This is a genomic window from Robertmurraya mesotrionivorans (assembly GCF_050971805.1).
GTDB lineage: Bacteria > Bacillota > Bacilli > Bacillales > Cytobacillaceae > Robertmurraya_A.
The window spans coordinates 683,704-706,602 of record NZ_JBPCCH010000001.1 but is presented as its reverse complement, the minus strand read 5'-3'; the positions used below and the strand labels follow the sequence as shown (position 1 = coordinate 706,602).

Below are 22,899 nucleotides of genomic sequence, written 5' to 3'. Positions count from 1 at the left end.
ATTATTTTCATATGAACACTATACCACGAATGATAATCACTATCAATAAACTTTCTGATCATTCACATTTTTTTCATAAACGGCAACGGGAGGAATCTGCTTGTTTTATGAAATACCTCATTGTATTTTGTATGTTCACAAAGAGCCCTTTCCTCAGCTGGAATTCGTATCATTAAGATAAGAGCATTAAGGAGTGAAAAAGCAATAAGTGTTCCGTATGCTTGAAATAGAAGTGGGATCACGAGAAATTCTATGGTGACGATTAAATAGTTTGGGTGCTTTAGAAACTTATAAGGCCCTTTTTTAATAACTGTAGCATGTGGTACAACGATTATTTTCGTATTCCAATACTTTCCCAGAGACGAAAGTGCCCAAATTCTTCCTATTTGTGTGACCAAAAACAAGCTGACAAGCGCTGGCCAATATGGGGAGATTTCGTTCTCTTGTACTAACACCTCGAGACAAAGTGATATAAAAAATAATGCATGGACAAAAACAATAAAAATGTAATGCGTTTTCCCGAATTCTACCCCACCCTGCTCTTTCATCCATTTCTCATTTCTTTTAGCGATCGCTAATTCACAAACTCGTTGAAAAATCACAAATGCTAGAAATAAAGAAAACATTATGTTTCCCTCCATTGTAAGAGAAGTAATTCTGAGCTAAAACCAGGTCCTAATGCCGTTGCAAGCCCCATATCATGCTTTTTTGCCACTTTCATGGTCCGATTCAAAACATATAATATGGTTGCTGATGACATATTCCCGTAATTCTTTAACACATTTGCAGATATTTCTAACATTTCTGCTGGTAACTGTAATGATTTTACATAGGCGTCTAGAACCTTCTTTCCTCCTGGATGCGCAATAAAGTGCTGAAGCTCTTCAAGTTGACAGCCATTCTCAGTAAGAAAATGATTTACATTGGGCTTTAACCATTTTTCAATAATGGAAGGAATATCCTTAGAAAAAACAACATAAAGTCCATTCTCTTTTACTTCCCAACCCATCACATCAAGCGAGTCCTTCATGGTAGTTGACCTTGTAGCTAATATAGTTGGATAGGAGGTTAAGTGACTGATGCTTTCCTTCTGTACTTCATCTCCTACTACAAGAGCACATGCCACTCCATCAGCAAAAAGAGAAGAGCCAATTAAGTTACTTTTGGATAGATCGTTTTTCTGGAATGTTAAACTGCATAATTCAATTGTAAGTACAAGTACTTTGGCAGTAGGAAAAGCGAGGCAGTATTCGTATGCTCTTGATAATCCAGAAGCTCCACCCGCACAGCCAAGACCCCAGATAGGAATTCGTTTCGTATGTATCGAAAAAGGAAGGATATTCATAATCCTTGCTTCTATACTAGGAGTTGCTAAACCTGTACTTGATATGGTGAAAATTGCGTCTATGTCTTCATAATCAATCGGTTTCTTCAAATAATCCTTATTTTGTAAACAATTTTTTATTGCTTTTGTACCTAACTGGGTAGCTGTTTCTATATATGCATCATTTTTTTCCTTAAACGACCTCTCTTTGGCGAACCATTCTATACTTCTAGCAAAATGTCGTTTTATAATTTGTCCGTGCTGGAATGCCTTAAGCAATCTTTCGATATCGTGAAAAGCATCTGTAAAAAGCTTTCGAGAAAAATTCATCACTTCAGTTTGTGTTATTTCGTATTGCGGGAGTGCTTCACCTACTGATAGAATTGCTGGCATTGCTTTTCTCCTTCCATGATCACCATATTAAGGATACTTTTTCCAAAAACAGGAGATTTTATTCATGAAAAAAACTCCCTGCTTTAGTAAGTAGAGAGCCATCCATGTCTTGAAGGAGTTGCTGTGCTTCTTCATTATATGATGATTTTCGTTTCAAATCACTAGATAATTTTTACCATAGAAATGAACCAAAAGAACCATTTCATTTCCCATTATTTTTTACTATTAAAAATGAGAAAACCATGTTATTTTTCTCAGCATCTATGATAATATAATGATATTCGACTAGTTGGAGGAATACAAATGACTTTATCAAAGCAAGTGACAGATATATTAAACGGGACTATCGATTCAGTTAAATCAGTTCTTCCATTTGACCTAGCCGTTGAAAAACCATCTCTTTTTACACAGCCTTTTACACAGCATTCGATTGGTGTGTTGATTGGAATGACCGGAGATGTAAGAGGTCGTATTATTATTGATGGAAATGAACAGGTGTTTGGTAAGATCGGAGAAGGAATGTTCGGTATGGCTTTAGAAGGAGAAATGCTAGAGTCCTTTGCAGGAGAGTTAGGAAATATGATTGCAGGGAACCTATCTACAACGATTTCACAAAAAGGCCATGAAACGGATATTACCCCACCTACTGTGTTGGTTGGAGAAACAAAGGTTTACGGATTTGATAAGGCATTCCGTTTACCAATCAATATTCAAGACCTTGGAACGATTGAACTTATTATTATGGTAGAAAATAAGTAGAGAGGAGATACCTCTCTACTTTCTTTTAAAATCCGTGAATTGTCATACCGCCGTCAACAAATATGGTTTGACCACTAATATAATTTCCTGCTTCAGAAGCTAACATGACGACAGGACCTACTAGTTCTGGTAATTCACCGACACGGTTTAAAGGAGTGACAGCTAAAATATCTTCTACATACTCTTTGTTAGAAAGTAAGGTTTCCGTTAAAGGTGTTTTGAAATACCACGGGCCTATGCTATTCACATTAATATTATGAGGACCCCATTCTAAGGCTAGCACCTTGGTCATTTGAATCATAGCCGCTTTTGTTGCCGCGTATACGACACCTGTTCGTAAAGCGACATGTCCGGCAACAGATGAAATAGATATGATTCTACCCGCTGTTCCGTGCTTCTGCATCACTTTACCAACTTGTTGTGACATCATAAAGGCTGACTTTAAATTGGTATCCATAATCGTCTGCCACTCTTCCTCCGTAACCTCTAAAGCTTTAGAACGAATATTCATTCCTGCATTATTGATAAGAATATGTATTTCTCCCCACTCATCCTCCACCTTAGAAACTGCCCTTACCACTTCCTCTTTTGAGGTGACATCTGTCGGTATAACGAGCACCCTCCTGCCAAGAGAACGAATGATTTCAGCAGTTTCCCTTAAATCGCCCTCGGTACGGGAAAGTAAGGCAACATCTGCCCCTGCTTCCGCAAGACCAATGGCTAGTGCTTTTCCAATTCCCCTGCCAGCCCCAGTAACTATCGCATGTTTGCTATCTATTCGAAATGATGGTAAGTACATAATGATCCCCCTTTATCATTCATATATGAATCAACATATCAAACGGTAGTCAAAAAGAAAAGGAAAAAGGGTTTCTTTTTCCTATCACCTTATTACTTCTTATCTTGTTGTCTTTGCACCTCTATATAAATCTCTTTACACACCAATTCGCCGCACACCTGACAAACTACCTTCCCATCATAAAGGGTTCGGCAGTGTTCACAATAGTATTTCACCATATATTATCCCTCACTATTTCTTACTGACAAATATTACTATCAGTATATTTATACTTGATACAAGAGGTTCCTTCAAGCAGTCTAAAAGCCTTAAGAATAATAATAAATATGAAAATTCTATGATGAACATAACCATATTTAAATACCAATTATTAACATCACCTTAACACCTCTACCTTAATAATATGTATAGAGGAAACCCCATTAGAAATAATAGGAACAAACAAAGTTTTTTAGGTGGTGAATAATCTTGGGAATCATTCAAGCCTTCTTCAATTGGCGAGAAGGAAAGTATCAAGAGCATATAGAAGCAATGTATGAGGAAGATAAGTGCCCTCAATGTCATGGGAAAGGGTATCATGTGTATCCTCCAGTAGGAGAATTTATCCCATATAACCATATTTTTGATTGTGCAGGCTGCGAAGGATCAGGATCTTATTCAAAGTGGGATAGCACAATCGTCTAACACACTCTAGGTTTCTAGGGTGTGTTTTATTGTGTAATAAATATCACTCACCTACAAATGCTTTTATGTCGACATTCGTAACCGTTATCATATATTTTCAAAATTTATCTTCTTCACAAATATTTCACATTTCGAGACAACTGAATGTGATTTAAATCACTGTCACAATAACTTTTCACTACTATCATAGTAAATACATAACAATTGAACAATTTGTGAAATCAATGAAAGCTAATGGAATTGGAACAATTGTCTTGTATTATGAAATTGTAATCATTTATTTATTGTGAAACCTTGGGGAGGGAGTGAGGGTTATGGCGAAAATGGAACTCAACCGAAAAACAAAGACGGAAATAGAGGATAGCTCTTCTTTAAAGGGCACATTAGCTTCCGTTTTCCTATTAGGATTCTTTCTAATAGTGACATGGGTGAGCGTTTACTTCTTATTTTTAGACCGTTTTTAATTGAGCGAAAGGGGATATTTTTACCATGCATATGCATAAGTTTGAAAAAATTTGGCTGATATTTGGGATTGGGACACTTCTAGTTTTCCTAACCGTTTTAGGTGTTAGTGCCTTTTATCTCGGAAATCAACCACCAAGCTGTTTAGCAACAATCAATCCTGAAAAAGTTGATACAACTGCACCATTCAACGAGCCAGGACTTAAAAAAGTTGAGGGCAAAGACTGGGATTATGAACTAGTATACGTAGCTCAAGCTTTTGCTTATACTCCAGGAGAGATTGAAGTTCCACTTGGAGCAAAAGTAAAGGTAATTGCAACAACAAAAGACGTAATTCACGGATTTCAAGTTGCTGGAACAAATATTAACATGATGTTAGAGCCTGGTTATATAAGCGAGTATGTCACAACCTTTGACAAAGCTGGAGAATACTTAATTTTATGTAATGAATATTGTGGTTCTGGACACCACATGATGACGTCTAAAATCAAGGTGGTGGAATAATGAATACATTAAATGCAAAAATTGATCCTCGTGATGGAAAATTAGTTATGGCCCATTTTTATGTAGCATTCATCGCTTTGGCTGTCGGTGGGCTGGCAGGACTTCTGCAAACGTTAGTACGTTCTGGAAAATTTGTGTTACCTGCAGGAATTGGCTATTATCAAATATTAACGGTTCACGGTGTTGTGCTCGGGCTTGTTTTAACAACATTCTTCATTATGGGCTTTCAAATTGCTGCCACAAGCCGTACATCAGGTACATTATCCAATCTTCAAAGAAAATTAGGTTGGATTGGCTTTTGGTTAATGACTACTGGGACGCTAATGGCAGCCACAATGATTCTACTAAATAAAGCTTCTGTACTTTATACCTTTTATGCGCCATTACAAGCACATTTTATTTACTACCTGGGTCTAACACTTGTTGTGGTAGGCAGCTGGGTAGATGGAGCTGCCGTACTAGGTAAATATATTAGCTGGAGAAAGCAAAACCCTGGTCAGCCAAGTCCATTAATTACGTTCATGGCTGTTGTCAATACGATGTTATGGATTGTCGCAACAATAGGTGTTGCTGCAACCGTACTATTCCAATTACTTCCATGGTCACTCGGGATTGTTGATCGAGTGGACGTTCTAGTTAGCCGTACACTATTCTGGTATTTCGGACATCCACTTGTTTATTTCTGGTTACTACCTGCCTATATGGCATGGTATGTAGTCATTCCAAAAGTCATTGGTGCAAAAATCTTCTCTGATTCGCTTGCTCGTTTGTCCTTTATCTTATTTTTACTATTCTCTATCCCTGTTGGTTTTCACCATCAGTTAATGGAGCCAGGAATTGATCCTGCTTGGAAGTTCTTACAGGTTATCTTAACCTTTTTAGTTGTCATTCCATCATTAATGACCGCCTTCTCCCTCTTTGCCACTTTCGAAAGCTATGGTCGCTCAAAAGGAGCAACAGGACTCTTCGGATGGTTTAAGAAGCTTCCTTGGGGAGATGCAAGATTCACGGTTCCTTTTATCGGAATGCTTTCATTCATACCTGCAGGTGCAGGTGGACTGGTTAATGCTTCTCATCAGTTGAACCAAGTGATTCATAATACGATTTGGGTTACTGGACACTTCCATTTAACACTTGCAACCGCAGTTGTTTTAACTTTCTTCGGTATTTCTTACTGGCTGGTTCCACATGTAACAGGCCGAGTATTAACAAAAGCGATGAATAAACTTGCGATTTACCAAGGTGTTCTTTGGGCAATCGGTATGACCTTTATGTCTGGTGCAATGCACGCAGCTGGTTTACTAGGTGCACCACGTCGTTCTTCTTTTTCAGAGTATGGCGGAGCTGCTCAAGCTACTGAATGGATACCGTATCAAATCGCTCAAGCTGTGGGTGGCACAATCCTTTTTATTGCGATTATTCTTATGCTTTACATTTTTGTGAATTTAGCATTTTTTGCTCCAAAAGGCGAAGAAGAATTTCCAATTGGAGAAGTTAGTGATAAAGCTGAAAAAACACCAATGGTATTTGAGAACTGGAAACTTTGGTTAGGAATTACTGCGTTATTAATCTTGTTCGCTTACACCATACCATTTATTGATATGATTCAGAATGCTCCAATCGGATCAAAAGGTTATAAATTATGGTAATAACAAACAGCGCCTATTAATGGGCGCTGTTTGTGGTTTGTACAGGTATTTTATTTTTCTTTTCGTAACTCACTAAAATGACTGAAGCAAGTATAATCATACCTCCAATGAGTTGTATCATACTTAATGTCTCATTGTAATAGAACAATCCTAATAGTGTCGCTACAACCGGCTCGATTGTAGCAATAATCGACGCCTTGCTACTCTCTGTTTTCTTCAGTCCCCATGTGTATAAAAAGTAAGCTGTTACAGTCGTTATTAAAGCAAGACCTATACTATACCAAACTACTGATGGCTCAAACAGTATACTTGACTTTGTCCACAGGGCCGTAGAAGGAACCAAGGATAAAGAAGCAATCAGAAATGTATAAAACGTAACAGTAAAGGGAGCATATCTTTGAAGTGCTAGCTTACCAAATATACTGTATAGCGCATAACCTAACCCTGAGCCTAATCCGATAAACAATCCTATCGTTGAAATCTGTGCCGTTTCTTCCATTCTGAGACCAGCAATGAGAACACACCCAATGATCGTACCAAGCACGGCTAGGATCTTTTTTCTACCGAGCTTCTCCTTTAAAAAAACAAAAGAGAGAATGGATACAAAAGCAGGTGACGTATACAGTAGTATAACAGCTAGAGAGACATTCATTTCATTAATTGTTGTAAAATAGCACCAATTAAAAAAAACAATGCTTAATATTCCGGTCCCAATAAAAAGATAGGTATCTTTAAATTGAATTTTTAATTGTTCCCGTTTTTTTGCAGATCCAATAACGAAAAGGATTAGGAACGCAACCCCTACTCGTATCGTAACGATCTCCATTGCTGAAAAGCCTACCGCTTTTAATTCTCTTACGAAAAGGGCTATTAGTCCCCATAAAAATGCAGCTAGACCTATAGAAAAACTTGAAGGAAGATGCATGGTTCCCTCCTTGAAAAAAGGACGACAAAAATTGTCATCCTACGTTTTATTTTTTTATTTCATAAAATCTCTCGTATTTACTATAAAGATAGTCAATTAAGCAGGAAGCATTCAGACCTTCTCCAGTAATATCTTTAATCAATTCAAGAGGTAGCTTCATTTTTCCATGCTGATGAATGTTATTGGTTAACCATTCTTTTATTGGTAGAAGGTTCCCTTCCTCAAGTAACTGGTCATAATGGGGAATATCACTCAGCATGGCAGATTTTAGTTGAGCAGCATAAATATAACCAAGCGCATAGGACGGGAAGTACCCAAAGCTTCCATCAGACCAATGAACGTCTTGAAGGACTCCATTTGCATCATTATCTGGAGTAATCCCTAGGTATTGTTCATATTTTTCATTCCAAACTTTAGGCAAGTCCTTAACTTCAATCTCATCATTAAAAATCCCTTTTTCAATTTCATACCTGATCATAATATGCAATGAATAAGTTAGTTCATCCGCTTCTATGCGAATAAGCGATGGCTTCGATTCATTGATTGCTCGGTAAAATTGCTCAATCGAAACATCCTGAAACTGAACAGGAGCGTATTCTTTTAGTAAGTCTAAATTACCTTTCCAAAAAGAAAGATTTCTACCAATGAAATTTTCATAAAATAGAGATTGTGATTCATGTATCCCCATGGATGTTCCCGTACATAAAGGAGTTCCGATTAATTCAGGAGAAATATTCTGTTCATATAATGCATGTCCTGCTTCGTGTATCGTACCAAATATAGCTGTACGGAAGTCTTTTTCATCATACTTCGTTGTCACACGAACATCCCCTGGATTTAATCCAGTCGCAAATGGATGTACCGTTTCATCTAATCTACCAGAGTCAAAATCATAGCCAACTTTCTTTAGTATCTCCAAGCTAAATTCTCTCTGTTTTTCCTTAGGAAAATGTTTATACAAGAATTGTGTGTTCGGCTTGTTTTCTGATTCCTTTATTTGTTGAACAAGAGGAACGATTTTTTCTCGAAGCTCACTAAATACTTGATCAAGAATGTCTACTGTAATACCAGGCTCATACATATCTAGGAGAGTATTATATTTGTTTTCAGTGTAGCCCCAATACGTTATAAATTTTTTTGTCATTTCAACAATCTTCTCGAGGTAAGGTTGGAACATGGAGAAGTTTGAAGCATCCTTTGCCTCTTCCCATACTGATTCTGATTTTGACTGAAGGATAACAAATTCTTTATATTCTTCAGCTGGAATTTTTTTGTTACGATCGTATTCCTTTTTACATTCAGCAACCGTTTTTTTTGTTATTTCACTCAGTTCATTATTGTGTTCCACATTAGTTAGATTTGCTATGTATGCAGCCATTTCCTCAGAAGTTGACATTTTAAACACTTCACTAGACAGCATACCAATGACTTCTGAACGCTGCTCCATCCCTTTTTTCGGAGCTCCTGTTCGAAGATCCCAATATATAAGTCCAAGCGCTTCTTTATACGCACCCATCTTTTTAACATAATCCAAAAACTCTCGTTCCATCTGCTTTATAGCAGTAACCATCCTGTCCCCTCCTCTAAAACCTCTCGCAAAAATTTTATCATAATTTTCAGGAAAAATCCTGAATAAATAAGAATGGAGCAGATGATTATCTGCTCCAAGCTTAATTTGATATCGATACAGGTAGGACGGAATGAACGAGATCAATTATTTTTTGAGACTCGTTTTGATTCATTAAAATATGCACTTTTCCTTTGTCTTCATGTGAGCGTATTAAACGACCGATTCCTTGGCGAAGTCGGAGAAGCATATACGGGATATCGACTTCCTCAAAGGAATTTTCTGTACTCTCCCTTTTCGCGGTAAATACGGGATCATGAGGTGGAAATGGAAGAGAAAAGATGAATACATTCTCTAATGAAGAACCTGGAATATCGAGTCCTTCCCATAAATGGGTGGAGCAAAGCACAGCACTCTCTTCCTGTTGAAATTTCGAAACTAATGTACTTATTTCTGCATCTCCCTCAAAATAGATAGGGAAAGGAAGTTCTTCACGGAGATGACGTTTGAAATATTGTTGTTCTTCATCATTGGAGAACAGAACTAGACCTCTTCCTCCGGCTTCGATCAATTGGGTAACAGTATACATACATTTTTCATCAACAGAGGTAAAGTAGGGCATCTGTATTTCCATCGCTTCTTCATAATTGAACGGTGAATTTACACGGAAAGATAAAAATTCATCTATTCCAAGACTTTTTGCAATATATGAAAATGAGCCATTTTCGGATAGAGTTGCAGAAGAAAAAATGAATGGCTTTTTCTGTGAAAATACCTCTTCACGCATGATATCTTCCACCATTCTCGGCATAATCACAAGCGTTCGTTTTCCTTCATGTTCTTCAAACCAAATAATTCCTTTAAGCTCCTTTAAAAATAAACTTAATGAATACGTTATCTGCTCCAGATAGCCTTCGACAATCTTCAGGTCATATTCATTAATCACATATAATTCACTTTCAAAGACAAGTTCTTCCTCCAGATCCGATAATAAAGAGGCAAGTTTTTTTCCCTTCGCTAACACGTCCGGTGTTTTTTTAATCATCTGTTTATCAGAGCCTACTGACTTTTCAGATGCGTCATGTAATACTTCAAAAAATCGTTCACTAGCAATAATGGATTCGTCTATTAGGTTAAGGGTCTTATCCCTTACATCATTAGCGGTTAGACGCTCTAGTAATGTTTCAAGTGTTTGTTCTGTTAACTTATACGTTAGAGCCTTTTGACTGGCATATTCTAAAAGATGACCCTCATCGAACACGACGCATGAGCTTTCAGGTAGTAGCGGAAGCTGGCCTTCGCGTTTTCTTGCTTCCTTAGTCCAAATATGCTCCATATAAAAATCATGAGAACAAATAATTAAGTCCTGTGAGTTTCTGTAGTAATCACGATGCAATGTTTGTCCACATCTATGTCGCTGATCACAAGAAAAGCAGTCCTGTAAACTATCCCACGCTATTTCGTTCCACTGCTCGTTAGACAGTTGTGGAAAATCCTTACGATCTCCGTATCGTTCAAAGGATTGCATCGATATTCCTGTATGTACAAAATCAGGTAATTGATGGAAAACATCCATATGTACATCGGAAGACGCAACGGATTGATCTAGTTTATTCAAACACAAATACTGATCTCTTGATTTAGCTAAACGAACGTCAATATTGAGCTGTAACGCTTTTTCAAGCTTGGCTATATCTCCTTCTTTTTTGACAAGCTGTTCGATAAGTGTTTCATCTGCACAGGCAATAATTGCCGGTCTGTTTTTGTAACGAGCATAACAGATCGCATATAAGAGATATACAATCGTCTTTCCCGTACCTACACCAGCTTCTGCAAACATCACTTTATTTTCTTGAAAGGCTTTTTCTAGTTGAAATGCCATGTAGATTTGTTCGTCACGAACTTCAAAGCCCTCTTCTGGCAGTAAATCGTAGAACACATCCCCGATCCAATCCCCTAATTTCTCAAAGAAGGATTCAGATTTAGATAGGGTAAATGGTAGCTGTTTTTGCAAAGTAACCCCTCCTGTACTATATTCAGAACTAAGCGATAAAAAACTGACTCGTAAGCGAGTCAGTTTTAAATCATTTTATTTCTCTTCTCTAGGTGGTCTCTTACCCCAGTATTGATAATAATTCGTTTGGATAAACCCATTAAATAATTTTCGTTTTTTGGTTGCTGGTTTTCCGTAACATTCTTCAAATCGTTCATTTGACGTTAGCATGTATACCGACCATGTTTCGTAAGGAGAGAAAGCTTGTCCCATGTCTGAATACATTTTTTCTACCGTTGGCTTATCCCCTAGTCTCTCTCCGTATGGGGGGTTCCCAACAATTACGCCATATTCCTTTGTGGTCGTAAAATCTTTTACTTGCATTTGTTTGAATTGAATTAAATCTCCTAAACCGGCTTCAAATGCATTAGCCTTAGCGATATTCACCATTTTATGGTCAACATCTGAACCAAAGATATCTATTTCTTGATCATACCTCGCAAGATCTTCCGCTTCATTTCTCGCATCTTCCCATAGCTTATCAGGAATCCAGTTCCATCCTTCGGAAACGAACTCTCGGTTAAAGCCTGGCGCAATATTTTGCCCTATCAAAGCAGCCTCTATTGGAATCGTTCCTGAACCACAAAAAGGGTCAACAAACGGGCGGTCTGGTGTCCAATTTGTTAACAGTACTAGTGCCGCTGCTAACGTTTCCTTAATTGGTGCTTCCCCTTGTTCCGCACGGTATCCTCTTTTGTGTAAGCCTGCTCCACTAGTATCAATGGTTATCATGGCTGTATCCTTCAAGAGGGATACTTCAATTTTAAACAGAGGACCATTTTCTTCAAACCAGCTTGTTCTACGATAATGGGTACTTAAACGATTAACAATCGCTTTTTTGACGATCGCTTGGCAATCAGAAACACTGAATAAAGTTGATTTTACTGACTTCCCTGAAACAGGAAACTCAGCATTTTCCGGTAGGTATTTTTCCCAAGGTAATGCCTTTGTTTTTTCAAACAATTCATCAAAGGTTTTGGCTTTAAATTCTCCTACTTTAATTTTCACTCGATCGGCTGTACGTAACCATAAATTGCTCTTACAAATGGCAAGCTCGTCCCCTTGAAAGCGGACACGGCCATTTTCAACAGTACACTCATACCCTAAATCTCTTACTTCCTTCGCAACTACCGCCTCAAGCCCCATCGCTGCGGTAGCTATTAATTCAAATTTCGTCATCGTTTCACCTCAGACAGAATGTAACTTGCCTTGTTTATTATATGTATAATACAAGAAAAGCTCTCCAACAGAGGAGAGCTATCATTAGAAAACACTCATACAATTCCATTAATAACGTTCTATAAGCCATGTTTTGTTCCTTTGTACTACCATCGACTGATCGTCTCGTACTCAGGTGGCAATCATCTATCTACAGATTCAGCTGAACCTGTCCTTCTCCTCGTTCATTTCCTAAGAGAAGGTGCCCCTACCATAATTTGGGTTTCTCGCTCGTGGGGTTTACCTCGTTCCACCCCATTCATTTCTAAATGGGCTCCGTCACTGTGGCACTTTCAAGGTATTCATGCCATATCGAAATCGACTTAGGCATTTTCCCTGCCGTCAGCCAAGTAAAAACCTAGCTGCCCTAGCTTATGAATTGGCTAGGCACGAACACTACGGACATCTCAGACCGTGCGAGCATGGACTTTCCTCTACAATTCACTTACGATCCTTGCAGCGATTACCCGAACGTTATTAACGAACAATACATATTATATGTAATTGTGAATGAAATATCAATGCCTTCTTACATGGTAATTTCTGTTAATCGTATAATTTGCTACCGAAAACATGCTTTTCTAGATTTGATAATCTTTTGAGGATATCAAAATTTGTTGTACCAGCGGATGGTTGCTGAACGGAAGGTCTTCTTACAGCTTCTTCTAATTGTTTCTTCAAACGTGCGTTTTCCTGTTGAAGTTCTTCAATTTCTTGCTGAAGAATCTCATAATCTTTAATTACTACATCAAGAAATTTGTCAACATCCTCTGGCTTGTAGCCTCTCATGCCTGTTTTAAATTCTTTTTCCAATATGTCTTTCGCAGTTAACTTCACTTTATCTATTTGCATTTATAATTTCACCTCGGTCACTCAAAGAAACATTATCTATATTTTTTCAAAAATATGCACTTTTGTCAATTTTTCTTTTATATGGGTAACTTTTAAAAAAAATCATTTTGCTTTTGCTGTTCTTCTTCGACTAATAATTGTAGATCGTAGAAGGTAATTTGTGTGATGGGATATTGATTATTCTCTTGATAATGTTTGGCGGTTTGAAGTAAGTATTTCGGGCTTCCGTCTCTTTCTTCGTCATATACAAGCAGCAATGCATCCGTTTTTTGGATGGCAAATTGGTTTTTTAGCCGAAATTGGGCTGGACTATCGTACTTCCTTTTTGTGACTGAGTCTACATAGTCGGCCCTTTGGATAATCGAGTGATACCACTCCTTATTTTTATCGCTCCAGTTACCTTCTTGCTCTAAAAATGGGGTAATTATTGCTAGTTTTAAGTCCGGATAGTCCTTTTTCCGCAGTTCTATGACGACTTCTGCCGCCCACATTTCTACTCCGAGTTGACCTGATACCATTACCCATTCAAGCCCCTGGTCTAACAGCTGTAGAAGGGCTTTTTTTATAGCCAGTTTTATGTACACAACGCCAGGATCATTTTCTTTAAAAATCCCTAACTCACTGGCCTTATAACCCGATATATATACCATTTTAATCAATCGATTTGCTCCCTCTCTCAAGCCCTTATATATGAATAAACAAGGGCTTAACAATAAGCCCTTGTAAGAAGTACTATTATCTTCCAAATGATGGTCCAGGTGCTGCTCCAAAGCCTGGTGCTGCTCCGAATCCTGGTGCTGCTCCGAATCCTGGGCCTGCTCCAAATCCTGGGCCTGCTCCAAATCCTGGGCCTGCTCCAAATCCTGGGCCTCCTCCAAATCCTGGGCCTCCTCCAAATCCTGGCGCTGGAAATGGTCCAGGTACAGGACGAGGTGGTGCAAAGCTTTGAGTATGAGTCACTTCATTAACAACAGACTGTGTTTGTGGGAAGTAGTGTTGGTGATCATAATTGATGTGATTTACAGTTGTTGTGTGCTGAGGGTGAATATGTGGCACCACATTATTTGAGAAAGTATGATTTACACAGCATTTTGTTGGGTGAACAACAGCAGGTAATACATTAGTAGGTCCGCAATGTTTTTTAAACATATTTGAGCTTCTCCTTTCGAATAGTGTTTTTTGTGTTTTACAATAACAGCCTATGATAAAGGAGTCCATCTTGTACTAATGCAAATACCTATTTTCGCTAATTTCTTTGTTATTAAACCCAAAGGTTACATTAATGTATAAAAACTTTCTTTTAAGTTCGTAAAAATAATCGCAGTTAAACAGACAACAAGAAAAAACATAAACAAAATTGCTTTATACATCGAATTCATCCATCTCCACTTTTTATTCTAGCTTTCTATCACTCAATGATACATTTTACCCTCTATTTTAAGGGGAGACAACACCAAAAAGGCGGATTTTGTCGATTATTTTTTTACATTTTTGTTACAAGATTTTCTTGTAATTCTTTCCAACCGTTTCTCGAGATCAATCGTCGGATCTATCTTATTATCACTACATTTTTCAAGTAATAATTTCGCTTTCTGACCAAAAAGAAGTGCCTTCTCGTAATCCCTTTTTTTATGTTCATACCATTTGGAAAGTTCAAGTGAGGAGTCAAAGGCAATCACATCATCAGATACATTCGACAAATTCAACCAAATTTCACTAGCCGCTTCATAATCTTTCTTCTTTTTTAATTGTAGAGATAGTTGCCATTGAGAATGATAGGCTTCCATACTTTCCCCTGACGCTAATTCTATAAATGTATTTTCAGCAGCCGAATCTTCCCCAAGGTAAGAAAACCATCGGCCCACCTCAAAAGCTTCTTTCACCGTTTGGTTTTGATCCATTCGTAAAATCTGAAATGTTAAATGGGTATACAAACTAATAAGAGACAGAATATCTATCTCGTTATGTTTGATAATTCCGAGCATCCCTTCTGGTTTTTGCGTTTCAACGTAGTCAAAATAAATCATCGGTGCTAAAAATCCTGGAACGTCATCGACTCTTTGAATATCAAGAATTTCCTTCTCGACGATCGATAGCTTTAATCGGTCTAGCTTATGCTTCCATATTCTTCGAGAGGCATGAAACAAATCGAAATGACCAAATGAAGGCAACTTTGGAACATGGTCTTTTAGCAATGTATGCCTTGTTTTTACTTGTGGCCAATCAAAGGCTTTTCCGTTATACGTCACTAGCGTCGAATAATCAACCTTTTCAAGAAAACTAGTATACAGAGGAATTTCGCTTCCTGGTCGTGGAAGAATATGCTGTCTCACAACAAAATGATTGTCTTCCAACGTGGCATGTCCAAGAAGAAAAATCGTATTCCCTACTCCCCCACCCAGTCCTGTTGTTTCTGTATCGAAAAAAAACAACTGCTCTGGTAGAAACCCCTTTGCTGACAGCGGATGAGAGATATTTGACTCATTCCAAGCTTTCACAGCGTCAATAAATTCGCCTAACTGATATCTGCCATGTTGGTAATCAAACGGATACTTTACTTCTCTTACAAGGCAATAATCGTCTTCTAAAAAGTACGGAGTAACTCCATTCTCCTTCCACTCATCTAAAAAAGGCATTTCCTTATTTGACTTTACAGGCAGAGAGATCGAACTTTGTTTCGAGCTCTCTGGAATAGATAGATGAGGTTTTAATCGATTTAGCTTATTTTTCAAACTCAACTGACTCTACCCTTTCCCACTTCATATTGAAACATATTTAAAATTTTCAAACAGTCAATCTTTGCCGTTTCCGCCGTAGGATCAGTGCCAATACAAGACGGACAACCCTGATGACAATTACAACGGGTAATCATCTCTTTCGCCTCTTTAATAATTATTTCCATTCCATCATAGATCTTTTCGCTAAGTCCAATTCCACCAGGGTAGCGGTCATAGAAGAATAACGTCGGCTTTTCATTGTGCACAGCTTTCACTTGTGGAACGACATGAATATCCTGTGGGTCACACATGACAAATAAAGGAGCAATATGTTTAAACGCATGAGAAATTCCAATTAGGCCTTGATCCAAACGTTCCTCTGTTAATTCAGTGGAGGCTTTATCAATCGAAATCCACGCAGAGCTCGTATGAAGTTCAACTTCAGGTAAATGAATTGGTCCCGACCCTATATTTTCATGTGTTTCAAATTTGATTTTTTTAAAGATCGTTGCTTTAGCTAATACGCTAACATCCCCATAAGCAACTTCTACCATTGTATTTTCCCTATTCTTATCAACCTCTAATACTTTTAATTCGACCGCTAAATTGGCGTCCGTAAAATAATCAACGGCTACCTCTCGAACGAATGCCTTCTTTTCCTCCCAATCAAGCTTTTCCACTTGAAATTGTGTTCCTTGATGCAAATAAATAGCCTCTTCATGCAGTAAGGTCATACTTGAGAAAAGATCCATTTCACCTATCACACGCGCTTTAGAAACATCTGATTGATCTATTATGACAACATTATCTTGTGAGGCAGAACGTAAGCTAATATTGTGAGCAGGGAACGAATCATTCATCCAGTAGTATTTCTCGCCATTTTCAAAAAGCACCCGTTCTTCTACTAAGTATTCTAGAAGTTCTTCGATTTCCGTTTCTCCAAAATAGTCACCTTTCTTAAACGGTAACTCATATGCAGCACACTTCAAATGATCAATAAGAATAATCAAGTTATCTTTATTAATTCTCGCTGTTTCTGGACTGCTTGTAAAAAAATAATCAGGATGCTGAATAATGTATTGATCGAGCGGACTAGAGCTTGCCACGAGTATGACTAACGATTCCCCATGCCTTCTCCCAGCTCTTCCCGCTTGTTGCCATGAACTTGCGATCGAACCTGGATAACCCGTCATAATACATACCTGCAACTGACCAATATCCACTCCTAATTCTAAAGCGTTTGTACTTACGACACCATAGATGTCCCCGTTCCTTAGCCCTTTTTCAATTTCTCGTCGCTCCGTGGGCAAATATCCACCGCGGTATCCTCTTATTGCCTTTGGACCAAGTTGATACTTTACAAGCTCTTGGAGATAGGTTAGTAAAATTTCGACTCTCACTCTGCTTTTCGCAAAAACAATTGTTTGAATTTTATTTTTTAATAACGTACGCGCAATATTTCTAACCTCAAGCGTTGCGCTCCTTCGGATATTTAAAGGCTTGTTTACAATGGGAGGGTTATAAAAAAGGAAATGCTTCCTGCCACTTGGTGCACCATTTTTATCAATTAACCTCATGTTTGTTTCTGTTAAATGTTCGGCTAACTCAAGTGGATTAGCAATCGTCGCAGAAGTACAGATAAAAATAGGGTTGCTTCCGTAAAATCCACAGATTCTTTTCAAACGCCTAATCACATTTGCGACATGACTCCCAAATACACCACGATAAATATGAAGCTCATCAATGACAACAAACTTTAAATTTTCAAATAAAGATACCCACTTTGTATGATGAGGGAGAATTGCCGAATGAAGCATATCTGGGTTCGTTATGACGACATGTCCAGCTTTCCGTACTTTTTCTCTTATATTGGCAGGAGTATCTCCATCATATGTATAGCTATTAATTTGAAGCTCTGTCGCTTGTATTAGCTCATTAAGCTCACTTTTTTGGTCCTGCGCTAGCGCCTTAGTAGGAAAGATATACAAGGCTCTTGAATCCATCGATTCGATGACCGTTTGAATAACAGGGAGATTGTAACAAAGCGTCTTACCAGAAGCCGTAGGTGTCACTGCAACAACACTTTCTCCCCGTCTAATCGCTTCATAAGATGATTTCTGATGAGTAAACAGCCTTCCAATTCCTCTCTCCTGCATTGCCCTTTGTAAGTTAGGATGGAGGTCATTAGGCAATTCCGATGTTTTTGCTTCTCTTTCTTCTATTGTATGCCAATGCACGATTTGGTCTTTAAATTCTTCATTTTTCTTCAACTCAACAATAAGATCTTGTAAACTTTTTCTTACCTTCATATACAGATCACCTCTATAGCTCTATCATACCGAATAAACGTTCGTAATTAAAGTACTGTTTAAAAATAACAATGTTTCCCGCCAATCTATTCTTTCAGCTATGTATTTTTGGTAAAATAGAAACTAGGTTATTGCAAAGATTGAGGTGTGTAGGAATGAAAAGTACTGAAATTAAAAAAGTATTATCTGAGTTCTCTTTATTTCGAAGCTTAGACGAAGATGAGCTTCAAAAAATTATTGATATATCTATTTCAAGAGATTGGAATCGTGGTAGTCATGTTTTTATGCAGGATGATCCTCTTGAAAACGTATATTTTATCCACTCTGGAAAGGTAAAGATATACAAAAGTGATATAAACGGGAAAGAACAAATCGTTGCGATTTTAAAAAAGGGTGAAATGTTCCCCCATGTTGGTTTCTTTCGAAAAGGGGGATACCCTGCGTATGCAGAAGTATTGGAGGCTACAACCTTAGTAGTGGTTCCTATCTTACCATTTGAAAAGGTCCTTATTGAGAATCCTACGCTTTGTATTAAAGTATTTAACGTATTAAGCGAGAAAATTGTCGACCTTCAAGACCGGTTAGAAGCACAAATCCTTAATAATACATATGAACAAATAATTAAGCTGCTGATTAGGTTAGCAAAATTACACGGAAAAGAAACAAATGGAACCTTCACGTTAAATGGTGAATTTACTAATAAAGATTTGGCCAATATGATTGGAACGACACGTGAAACCGTTAGCCGCACTCTCACCAAAATGAAAAAAGAGGCACTTATTGAAGTAGATAGCAGCGGTACCATGACTTTTGTCCTCGATGATCTACTTGAAGAATTAATATAATAAAAAAGGGCGCATACTTGTTGTATGCGTCCATTTTTTCTATCCATTTACTTTACCTCTGAAAGCTGTAGCATTTCTTGCATATCTTCAGCAGCGGTACCAATTAGCTTCAAGCCAAAAGTTTCCGTTAGCACATTCATTACACCTTCAGAAATAAATTCTGGAGGCTTAGGACCTATGCGGATATCCTTTATTCCTAAGCTAAATAATCCAAGGAGAATCGCAACTGCCTTTTGTTCAAACCAAGACAGTACAATACTTACTGGAAGTTCATTGATGTCACATTCAAAAGCTTCTGCTAGAGCTTTTGCGATTTTTACTGTAGAGCCTGAGTTATTACATTGCCCTAAATCTATGTAACGTGGAATTTCTGTTCCTGGAACAACACCATAATCCACATCGTTAAATCGGAATTTCCCACACGATGTCGTTAAGATTACCGTTTCAGGTGGTAAGGACGTGGCTAGTTCACGGTAATATTCCCCACCCTTTCCTGGTGCATCACAGCCAGCTATAACAAAGAATCTCTTAATTTTCCCTTCTTTTACTGCAGCGATCACTTCAGGTGCAAGGCCTAGAACCGTTTCATGATGGAAGCCTGTTAATAATGTTTCTTCAGACTCTATATTTGCTTCAGGAACCTCTAAAGCTCGGTTAATCAACGGTGAAAAATCATCACCCACAATTTTTTGAACATTTTCTAATCCTGCGACTTCATACGAGAACATCCGGTCTGCATATGTTCCTTTAATCGGCATTACACAATTTGTAGTTGCTAAAATAGCCCCTGGAAACTTTTCGAATAAACGACGTTGGTCATACCAAGCCTTACCGATATTTCCTTTCAAGTGTGAGTATTTTTTAAGTGCTGGATAACCGTGAGCAGGTAGCATTTCTGAATGGGTATAAACATTAATTCCTAAACCATCTGTTTGCTTTAATAGCTCTTCAAGTGCAAATAAATTATGTCCTGTAACAATGATGCATTTTCCCTCAATCTTATTTTGAGATACACGAATAGGTTGAGGTATTCCTAAACGCTTCGTGTGAGCCTCGTCAAGTACTTCCATGATTCTTACAGCTGATTGACCGACTTTCATCGCCATATCGATATGTTCCTGTACATTAAAATTGGAATTCGTTAATGTCATGTATAGTGCTTCGTGTGTAGTAGCATCGACAAATGGGTCGGTAAAACCAAGTTGGTTCGCGTGTGTACGATACGCAGCAATCCCCTTTAATCCAAAAATCATCGTATCTTGCAGACTAGCAATGGTTTCATCTTTTCCACAAACACCTATTACCTTACATCCCCCTGAAGGTGTTTGTTCACATTGATAACAAAACATAGTGTTTCCCCTCTCGACTCAATTTACTGTACTAGATTAAAGGCTTCCTTCAAATTTTAGTGTTATGTACATCACATCTAGATCTATTGTCAAAAAATATTCATATTTTTAGCAGTTACAAAACGATGAACCGCCTATATAGAAATTGCATAATCTGTAAAGGAGAAAACATATAGAGAGGGGTAGGATCATGTCTAATAATTTGCCAAATAAACCAAATCGTAACGATCGTCCTGAACCGTTCGGAGAGATTGCCAAAGCGATGAATGACTTTTTTCATGAAAGACCAGTCAGAGGTCTTTTACAAAGCATTGATGAGTTCTTCAACCTTCCGTTTGCCACCTTTCCCGTTTCTGTGAAAAGTTACGACAGGGAGCATCATATCGTTGCAGAACTTCCTGGAGTTAAAAAGGAACAAATTAGTATTGATGTCCTTAATAACACACTGACGATTACAGTGAAAAATGGAGAAGTGATTATAGAAGAAGATGATGTTCATAAGGTCTATAGTAGAAAAAATAAAATGCAGCAAATGAGTAGAACAATTACGCTCCCCCAGCCTATAAACGAAAAAAAGGTGAAGGCCTCTTACCATGATGGCTTGCTAACAATTATTGTGCCGAAGCTGCCTGGAAAGAAAATTCATATTATTAACGATTAAGCAGACTTTTTTCTGCTTATTTTTTTACCGTGTAAAAAGGTATAGGGCTGCCCTATACCTTAAACATTCCTCCAAGACCCTTTACCATCGAAGAAACTTGTGTGACTGCATTCATCATCTGTCCAGCTGTATCAACCATTTTGTTTACGTCAAAGGTTCCATCCTGTGCTTTAAAAGAGTTCATTATTGATTTCATACCAGTTGGCGGTCGGGATATAACAGATTGCTTAGGATAAGGGTGCGAAAATGGTTGGTTATATTGACCATATGCAAATTGATTGTGATACGATATTTCAGGTTGTTGAAGAGGATTATGAAGAACGGCTTCCGAAAGCTTATGCTTCTTTTCTTGTTGGTATGGCTGATTTCCCTGATATGGATAATCAAAACCCTGTCCCTGAAATCCTCCCCCACCGTATGGATATGCTGGGCCATAAAAAGATTCATTAGGAAAATAATTATAACCGTTTTGTACCGGTCCTGCGTAGTTCATATTGTACATAGGAACATTCATAGGTTGTTCAAAGTAGTTGGCGTATGCCTCTGGCCGAGTATGGACTGCTTCATTTCCCCAAATATAAGGATAGGCTTCATTCATCATCGGTTGTAGTTGTGGACGATTATATCTTGATCGTTTATATCTTTGACCGAACAAGGGCACACAACCTCCTTTCTTATATTCACTGCTATAATTTATGTTTCATCCGCCTAGATGGTGAATAAAGAATAAAATATCTGTTATATATCACCATTTTTGTCTAACGGTGTCGGAAGTCTCAATATTTAAAAAAACATCAGTTTGTGCCTCCACATGATACGATAATAGAGAAGAAACAACCTATATAAAGGGGGAATTTAGGTGAATATTCAAGAATTAAAAAATCATTTCCAATTAATTAAAAAATACGAAGCACAAGATGTAAACGAGTTATTAGACTTTGTTAAGAAATGTTATATTTTTAATGAAATAACTACTTGTGAATACCGTAATCTTGTTTATGAACTTGAAACACTAGGTGCAAAAACCCCTGAACTTGAATCATCTATGTAAAATACATTCGTATAAATGTTAAAAAAGTAGCACCTCTCCTAAATGGCGAGTGTGCTACTTTTTATGTTTCATATTTATTTATATTTGCTCGTAATATGGTTAACACATATCTTACAGACTGAAGGTAGTTTATGAATCTTGTTCGACTTGTTTCAGGAAAAAAGGCTTGTACAGAAATCATTTCCATTTGTTCGGCTGCTGATTCAATTTGAGTAGCATGAAGATTTTTCGGTCGATTTTCCTCAATCCAAGACGCAGATTCCTTTTTCCAGCGATCTACCACCTCTTTTACTTCGTCAGCAAATGGTTTAACTTTTGTAAAAAAGTCACCCTTCTCACCTGACATCTTCACGGAAAGAAATGTATCTTCTATTTCCTTTGTATATTCGTACAAACGTTCATTTAAATGTCCTAACATTGAATGATTATCCAAGTTGCAATGCTCCTTTATCACATATACCCCTACTATAAAGGATAAACGAGAAAATTGAAAAGTTTAAGCAGTCGTTCTCTTGTGTTGTCTATCATTTGTAGACTTATTTTGGGCTAAGTTGAATTTCCCCTCTAGTATATAATAGCGGTTTTCCGTTTTCCATAAGCTTTTTTGTTGTTGCTTTAACATATCTGCTTCTACATCAGGCAGTTTAAAATCCATGGATTTCTCTAGTTCCTCAAGATCATTGTGTATTTCAGAAAGCAATTGTAAAATATCTGATTTTAGAATCATCGAACATCCCTCCAAGAATATTTTTCAGCTCTAAGTAAATCTCTTTTGTAC

The 22,899-nt window shown here is 37.7% G+C and carries 24 protein-coding genes and 1 other RNA gene; 8 read left to right on the top strand and 17 right to left on the bottom strand.

What is annotated here, in order from left to right; genetic code table 11:
- Positions 1-62 precede the first annotated feature (62 nt).
- Together ACRX5O_RS03610 and ACRX5O_RS03605 are read right to left on the bottom strand one after the other, a co-directional pair.
- Positions 63-626 (bottom strand): isoprenylcysteine carboxyl methyltransferase family protein, encoded by a 564-nt coding sequence (locus ACRX5O_RS03610; protein WP_433904641.1) that lies wholly within the window; start codon positions 624-626, stop codon positions 63-65.
- Positions 626-1,717, bottom strand: coding sequence for a type III polyketide synthase (locus tag ACRX5O_RS03605; RefSeq protein WP_433904640.1), 1,092 nt, complete (start codon positions 1,715-1,717; stop codon positions 626-628). The genes ACRX5O_RS03610 and ACRX5O_RS03605 overlap by 1 nt, the downstream gene beginning before the upstream one ends.
- Positions 1,718-2,020: 303 nt before the next feature.
- Between ACRX5O_RS03605 and ACRX5O_RS03600 the strand changes: the two genes are divergently transcribed.
- Positions 2,021-2,476 carry a chemotaxis protein CheX gene (locus ACRX5O_RS03600; RefSeq protein ID WP_251514798.1) on the top strand — a complete coding sequence of 152 codons (456 nt, stop codon included), beginning with the start codon at positions 2,021-2,023 and terminating at the stop codon, positions 2,474-2,476.
- Between the two features lie 25 nt (positions 2,477-2,501).
- On the opposite strand, the gene ACRX5O_RS03595 is transcribed toward ACRX5O_RS03600, so the two are convergent.
- Positions 2,502-3,275, bottom strand: a complete 774-nt coding sequence (locus tag ACRX5O_RS03595; RefSeq protein WP_433904639.1) for an SDR family NAD(P)-dependent oxidoreductase — start codon at positions 3,273-3,275, stop codon at positions 2,502-2,504.
- Positions 3,276-3,743: 468 nt separating this feature from the next.
- Between ACRX5O_RS03595 and ACRX5O_RS03590 the strand changes: the two genes are divergently transcribed.
- The 4 genes from ACRX5O_RS03590 (at position 3,744) to ACRX5O_RS03575 (ending at position 6,574) form a co-directional block, all read left to right on the top strand.
- The gene (locus ACRX5O_RS03590; RefSeq protein ID WP_433904638.1) at positions 3,744-3,959 is read left to right on the top strand and encodes a methionine aminopeptidase; all 216 of its coding nucleotides are present in this window, start codon (positions 3,744-3,746) and stop codon (positions 3,957-3,959) included.
- Between the two features lie 314 nt (positions 3,960-4,273).
- A complete protein-coding gene (locus ACRX5O_RS03585; protein ID WP_119708897.1) occupies positions 4,274-4,423 on the top strand; it encodes a cytochrome c oxidase subunit 2A in 150 nt (49 codons plus the stop codon).
- 25 nt (positions 4,424-4,448) lie between these two features.
- Positions 4,449-4,925 carry a cytochrome c oxidase subunit II gene (locus ACRX5O_RS03580; protein WP_391557429.1) on the top strand — a complete coding sequence of 159 codons (477 nt, stop codon included), beginning with the start codon at positions 4,449-4,451 and terminating at the stop codon, positions 4,923-4,925.
- Positions 4,925-6,574, top strand: a complete 1,650-nt coding sequence (locus ACRX5O_RS03575; RefSeq protein ID WP_433904637.1) for a b(o/a)3-type cytochrome-c oxidase subunit 1 — start codon at positions 4,925-4,927, stop codon at positions 6,572-6,574. The genes ACRX5O_RS03580 and ACRX5O_RS03575 overlap by 1 nt, the downstream gene beginning before the upstream one ends.
- Before the next feature lie 16 nt (positions 6,575-6,590).
- On the opposite strand, the gene ACRX5O_RS03570 is transcribed toward ACRX5O_RS03575, so the two are convergent.
- From ACRX5O_RS03570 to ACRX5O_RS03525, 10 genes are all read right to left on the bottom strand, one after another.
- Positions 6,591-7,499, bottom strand: coding sequence for a DMT family transporter (locus tag ACRX5O_RS03570; RefSeq protein WP_433904636.1), 909 nt, complete (start codon positions 7,497-7,499; stop codon positions 6,591-6,593).
- Between the two features lie 46 nt (positions 7,500-7,545).
- The gene (locus tag ACRX5O_RS03565; RefSeq protein ID WP_433904635.1) at positions 7,546-9,069 is read right to left on the bottom strand and encodes a carboxypeptidase M32; all 1,524 of its coding nucleotides are present in this window, start codon (positions 9,067-9,069) and stop codon (positions 7,546-7,548) included.
- Positions 9,070-9,169: 100 nt separating this feature from the next.
- Positions 9,170-11,080 carry an ATP-dependent DNA helicase gene (locus tag ACRX5O_RS03560; RefSeq protein WP_433904634.1) on the bottom strand — a complete coding sequence of 637 codons (1,911 nt, stop codon included), beginning with the start codon at positions 11,078-11,080 and terminating at the stop codon, positions 9,170-9,172.
- 75 nt (positions 11,081-11,155) lie between these two features.
- The gene (locus ACRX5O_RS03555; protein WP_433904633.1) at positions 11,156-12,298 is read right to left on the bottom strand and encodes a THUMP domain-containing class I SAM-dependent RNA methyltransferase; all 1,143 of its coding nucleotides are present in this window, start codon (positions 12,296-12,298) and stop codon (positions 11,156-11,158) included.
- A gap of 117 nt (positions 12,299-12,415) precedes the next feature.
- An RNA gene (gene rnpB, locus ACRX5O_RS03550) (RNase P RNA component class B) lies at positions 12,416-12,812 on the bottom strand.
- A 71-nt stretch (positions 12,813-12,883) separates the two neighbouring features.
- Entirely contained in the window at positions 12,884-13,189 is a 306-nt protein-coding gene (gene gpsB / locus ACRX5O_RS03545; protein WP_433904632.1) for a cell division regulator GpsB, read from the bottom strand.
- A gap of 92 nt (positions 13,190-13,281) precedes the next feature.
- Positions 13,282-13,845: an SLOG family protein gene (locus ACRX5O_RS03540; protein WP_433904764.1), complete on the bottom strand. Its 564-nt coding sequence runs from the start codon at positions 13,843-13,845 to the stop codon at positions 13,282-13,284.
- Positions 13,846-13,924: 79 nt separating this feature from the next.
- Positions 13,925-14,338, bottom strand: a complete 414-nt coding sequence (locus tag ACRX5O_RS03535; RefSeq protein ID WP_433904631.1) for a CotD family spore coat protein — start codon at positions 14,336-14,338, stop codon at positions 13,925-13,927.
- 326 nt (positions 14,339-14,664) lie between these two features.
- A complete protein-coding gene (locus tag ACRX5O_RS03530; RefSeq protein WP_433904630.1) occupies positions 14,665-15,927 on the bottom strand; it encodes a ribonuclease H-like domain-containing protein in 1,263 nt (420 codons plus the stop codon).
- A complete protein-coding gene (locus tag ACRX5O_RS03525) occupies positions 15,924-18,215 on the bottom strand; it encodes a DEAD/DEAH box helicase (protein WP_433904629.1) in 2,292 nt (763 codons plus the stop codon). Before ACRX5O_RS03525 ends, ACRX5O_RS03530 begins: the two co-directional genes overlap by 4 nt.
- Positions 18,216-18,370: 155 nt before the next feature.
- Here ACRX5O_RS03525 and ACRX5O_RS03520 point away from each other — a divergent pair, with 155 nt between their 5' ends.
- On the top strand, positions 18,371-19,060 hold the full coding sequence (locus tag ACRX5O_RS03520; RefSeq protein WP_433904628.1) for a Crp/Fnr family transcriptional regulator: 690 nt from the start codon (positions 18,371-18,373) through the stop codon (positions 19,058-19,060).
- A 47-nt stretch (positions 19,061-19,107) separates the two neighbouring features.
- Here the strand turns inward: ACRX5O_RS03520 and hcp are convergent, their stop codons facing one another.
- Positions 19,108-20,409: a hydroxylamine reductase gene (gene hcp, locus ACRX5O_RS03515; RefSeq protein WP_433904627.1), complete on the bottom strand. Its 1,302-nt coding sequence runs from the start codon at positions 20,407-20,409 to the stop codon at positions 19,108-19,110.
- A 190-nt stretch (positions 20,410-20,599) separates the two neighbouring features.
- Here hcp and ACRX5O_RS03510 point away from each other — a divergent pair, with 190 nt between their 5' ends.
- Positions 20,600-21,070, top strand: a complete 471-nt coding sequence (locus ACRX5O_RS03510) for an Hsp20/alpha crystallin family protein (RefSeq protein WP_433904626.1) — start codon at positions 20,600-20,602, stop codon at positions 21,068-21,070.
- Positions 21,071-21,122: 52 nt separating this feature from the next.
- Here the strand turns inward: ACRX5O_RS03510 and ACRX5O_RS03505 are convergent, their stop codons facing one another.
- The gene (locus ACRX5O_RS03505; RefSeq protein ID WP_433904625.1) at positions 21,123-21,725 is read right to left on the bottom strand and encodes a YppG family protein; all 603 of its coding nucleotides are present in this window, start codon (positions 21,723-21,725) and stop codon (positions 21,123-21,125) included.
- Positions 21,726-21,929: 204 nt separating this feature from the next.
- On the opposite strand from ACRX5O_RS03505, the gene yppF reads away from it, so the two are divergent.
- Complete coding sequence (gene yppF / locus ACRX5O_RS03500) at positions 21,930-22,121, top strand: YppF family protein (protein WP_433904624.1); 192 nt, start codon at positions 21,930-21,932, stop codon at positions 22,119-22,121.
- Between the two features lie 61 nt (positions 22,122-22,182).
- Here the strand turns inward: yppF and ACRX5O_RS03495 are convergent, their stop codons facing one another.
- Positions 22,183-22,554, bottom strand: coding sequence for a YppE family protein (locus ACRX5O_RS03495; RefSeq protein WP_240390593.1), 372 nt, complete (start codon positions 22,552-22,554; stop codon positions 22,183-22,185).
- Positions 22,555-22,617: 63 nt separating this feature from the next.
- The gene (locus tag ACRX5O_RS03490; protein WP_433904623.1) at positions 22,618-22,848 is read right to left on the bottom strand and encodes a hypothetical protein; all 231 of its coding nucleotides are present in this window, start codon (positions 22,846-22,848) and stop codon (positions 22,618-22,620) included.
- Positions 22,849-22,899 lie beyond the last annotated feature (51 nt).

Bases quoted from the DNA above. Each gene is read 5' to 3' on its own strand.
- ACRX5O_RS03610 (WP_433904641.1), bottom strand. From the start codon at position 626: ATGTTTTCTTTATTTCTAGCATTTGTGATTTTTCAACGAGTTTGTGAA.
- gpsB (WP_433904632.1), bottom strand. From the start codon at position 13,189: ATGCAAATAGATAAAGTGAAGTTAACTGCGAAAGACATATTGGAAAAA.
- ACRX5O_RS03570 (WP_433904636.1), bottom strand. From the start codon at position 7,499: ATGCATCTTCCTTCAAGTTTTTCTATAGGTCTAGCTGCATTTTTATGG.
- ACRX5O_RS03605 (WP_433904640.1), bottom strand. From the start codon at position 1,717: ATGCCAGCAATTCTATCAGTAGGTGAAGCACTCCCGCAATACGAAATA.
- hcp (WP_433904627.1), bottom strand. From the start codon at position 20,409: ATGTTTTGTTATCAATGTGAACAAACACCTTCAGGGGGATGTAAGGTA.
- ACRX5O_RS03510 (WP_433904626.1), top strand. From the start codon at position 20,600: ATGTCTAATAATTTGCCAAATAAACCAAATCGTAACGATCGTCCTGAA.
- ACRX5O_RS03565 (WP_433904635.1), bottom strand. From the start codon at position 9,069: ATGGTTACTGCTATAAAGCAGATGGAACGAGAGTTTTTGGATTATGTT.
- ACRX5O_RS03555 (WP_433904633.1), bottom strand. From the start codon at position 12,298: ATGACGAAATTTGAATTAATAGCTACCGCAGCGATGGGGCTTGAGGCG.
- ACRX5O_RS03575 (WP_433904637.1), top strand. From the start codon at position 4,925: ATGAATACATTAAATGCAAAAATTGATCCTCGTGATGGAAAATTAGTT.
- ACRX5O_RS03535 (WP_433904631.1), bottom strand. From the start codon at position 14,338: ATGTTTAAAAAACATTGCGGACCTACTAATGTATTACCTGCTGTTGTT.
- ACRX5O_RS03595 (WP_433904639.1), bottom strand. From the start codon at position 3,275: ATGTACTTACCATCATTTCGAATAGATAGCAAACATGCGATAGTTACT.
- ACRX5O_RS03490 (WP_433904623.1), bottom strand. From the start codon at position 22,848: ATGATTCTAAAATCAGATATTTTACAATTGCTTTCTGAAATACACAAT.
- ACRX5O_RS03525 (WP_433904629.1), bottom strand. From the start codon at position 18,215: ATGAAGGTAAGAAAAAGTTTACAAGATCTTATTGTTGAGTTGAAGAAA.
- ACRX5O_RS03520 (WP_433904628.1), top strand. From the start codon at position 18,371: ATGAAAAGTACTGAAATTAAAAAAGTATTATCTGAGTTCTCTTTATTT.
- ACRX5O_RS03580 (WP_391557429.1), top strand. From the start codon at position 4,449: ATGCATATGCATAAGTTTGAAAAAATTTGGCTGATATTTGGGATTGGG.
- ACRX5O_RS03585 (WP_119708897.1), top strand. From the start codon at position 4,274: ATGGCGAAAATGGAACTCAACCGAAAAACAAAGACGGAAATAGAGGAT.
- ACRX5O_RS03600 (WP_251514798.1), top strand. From the start codon at position 2,021: ATGACTTTATCAAAGCAAGTGACAGATATATTAAACGGGACTATCGAT.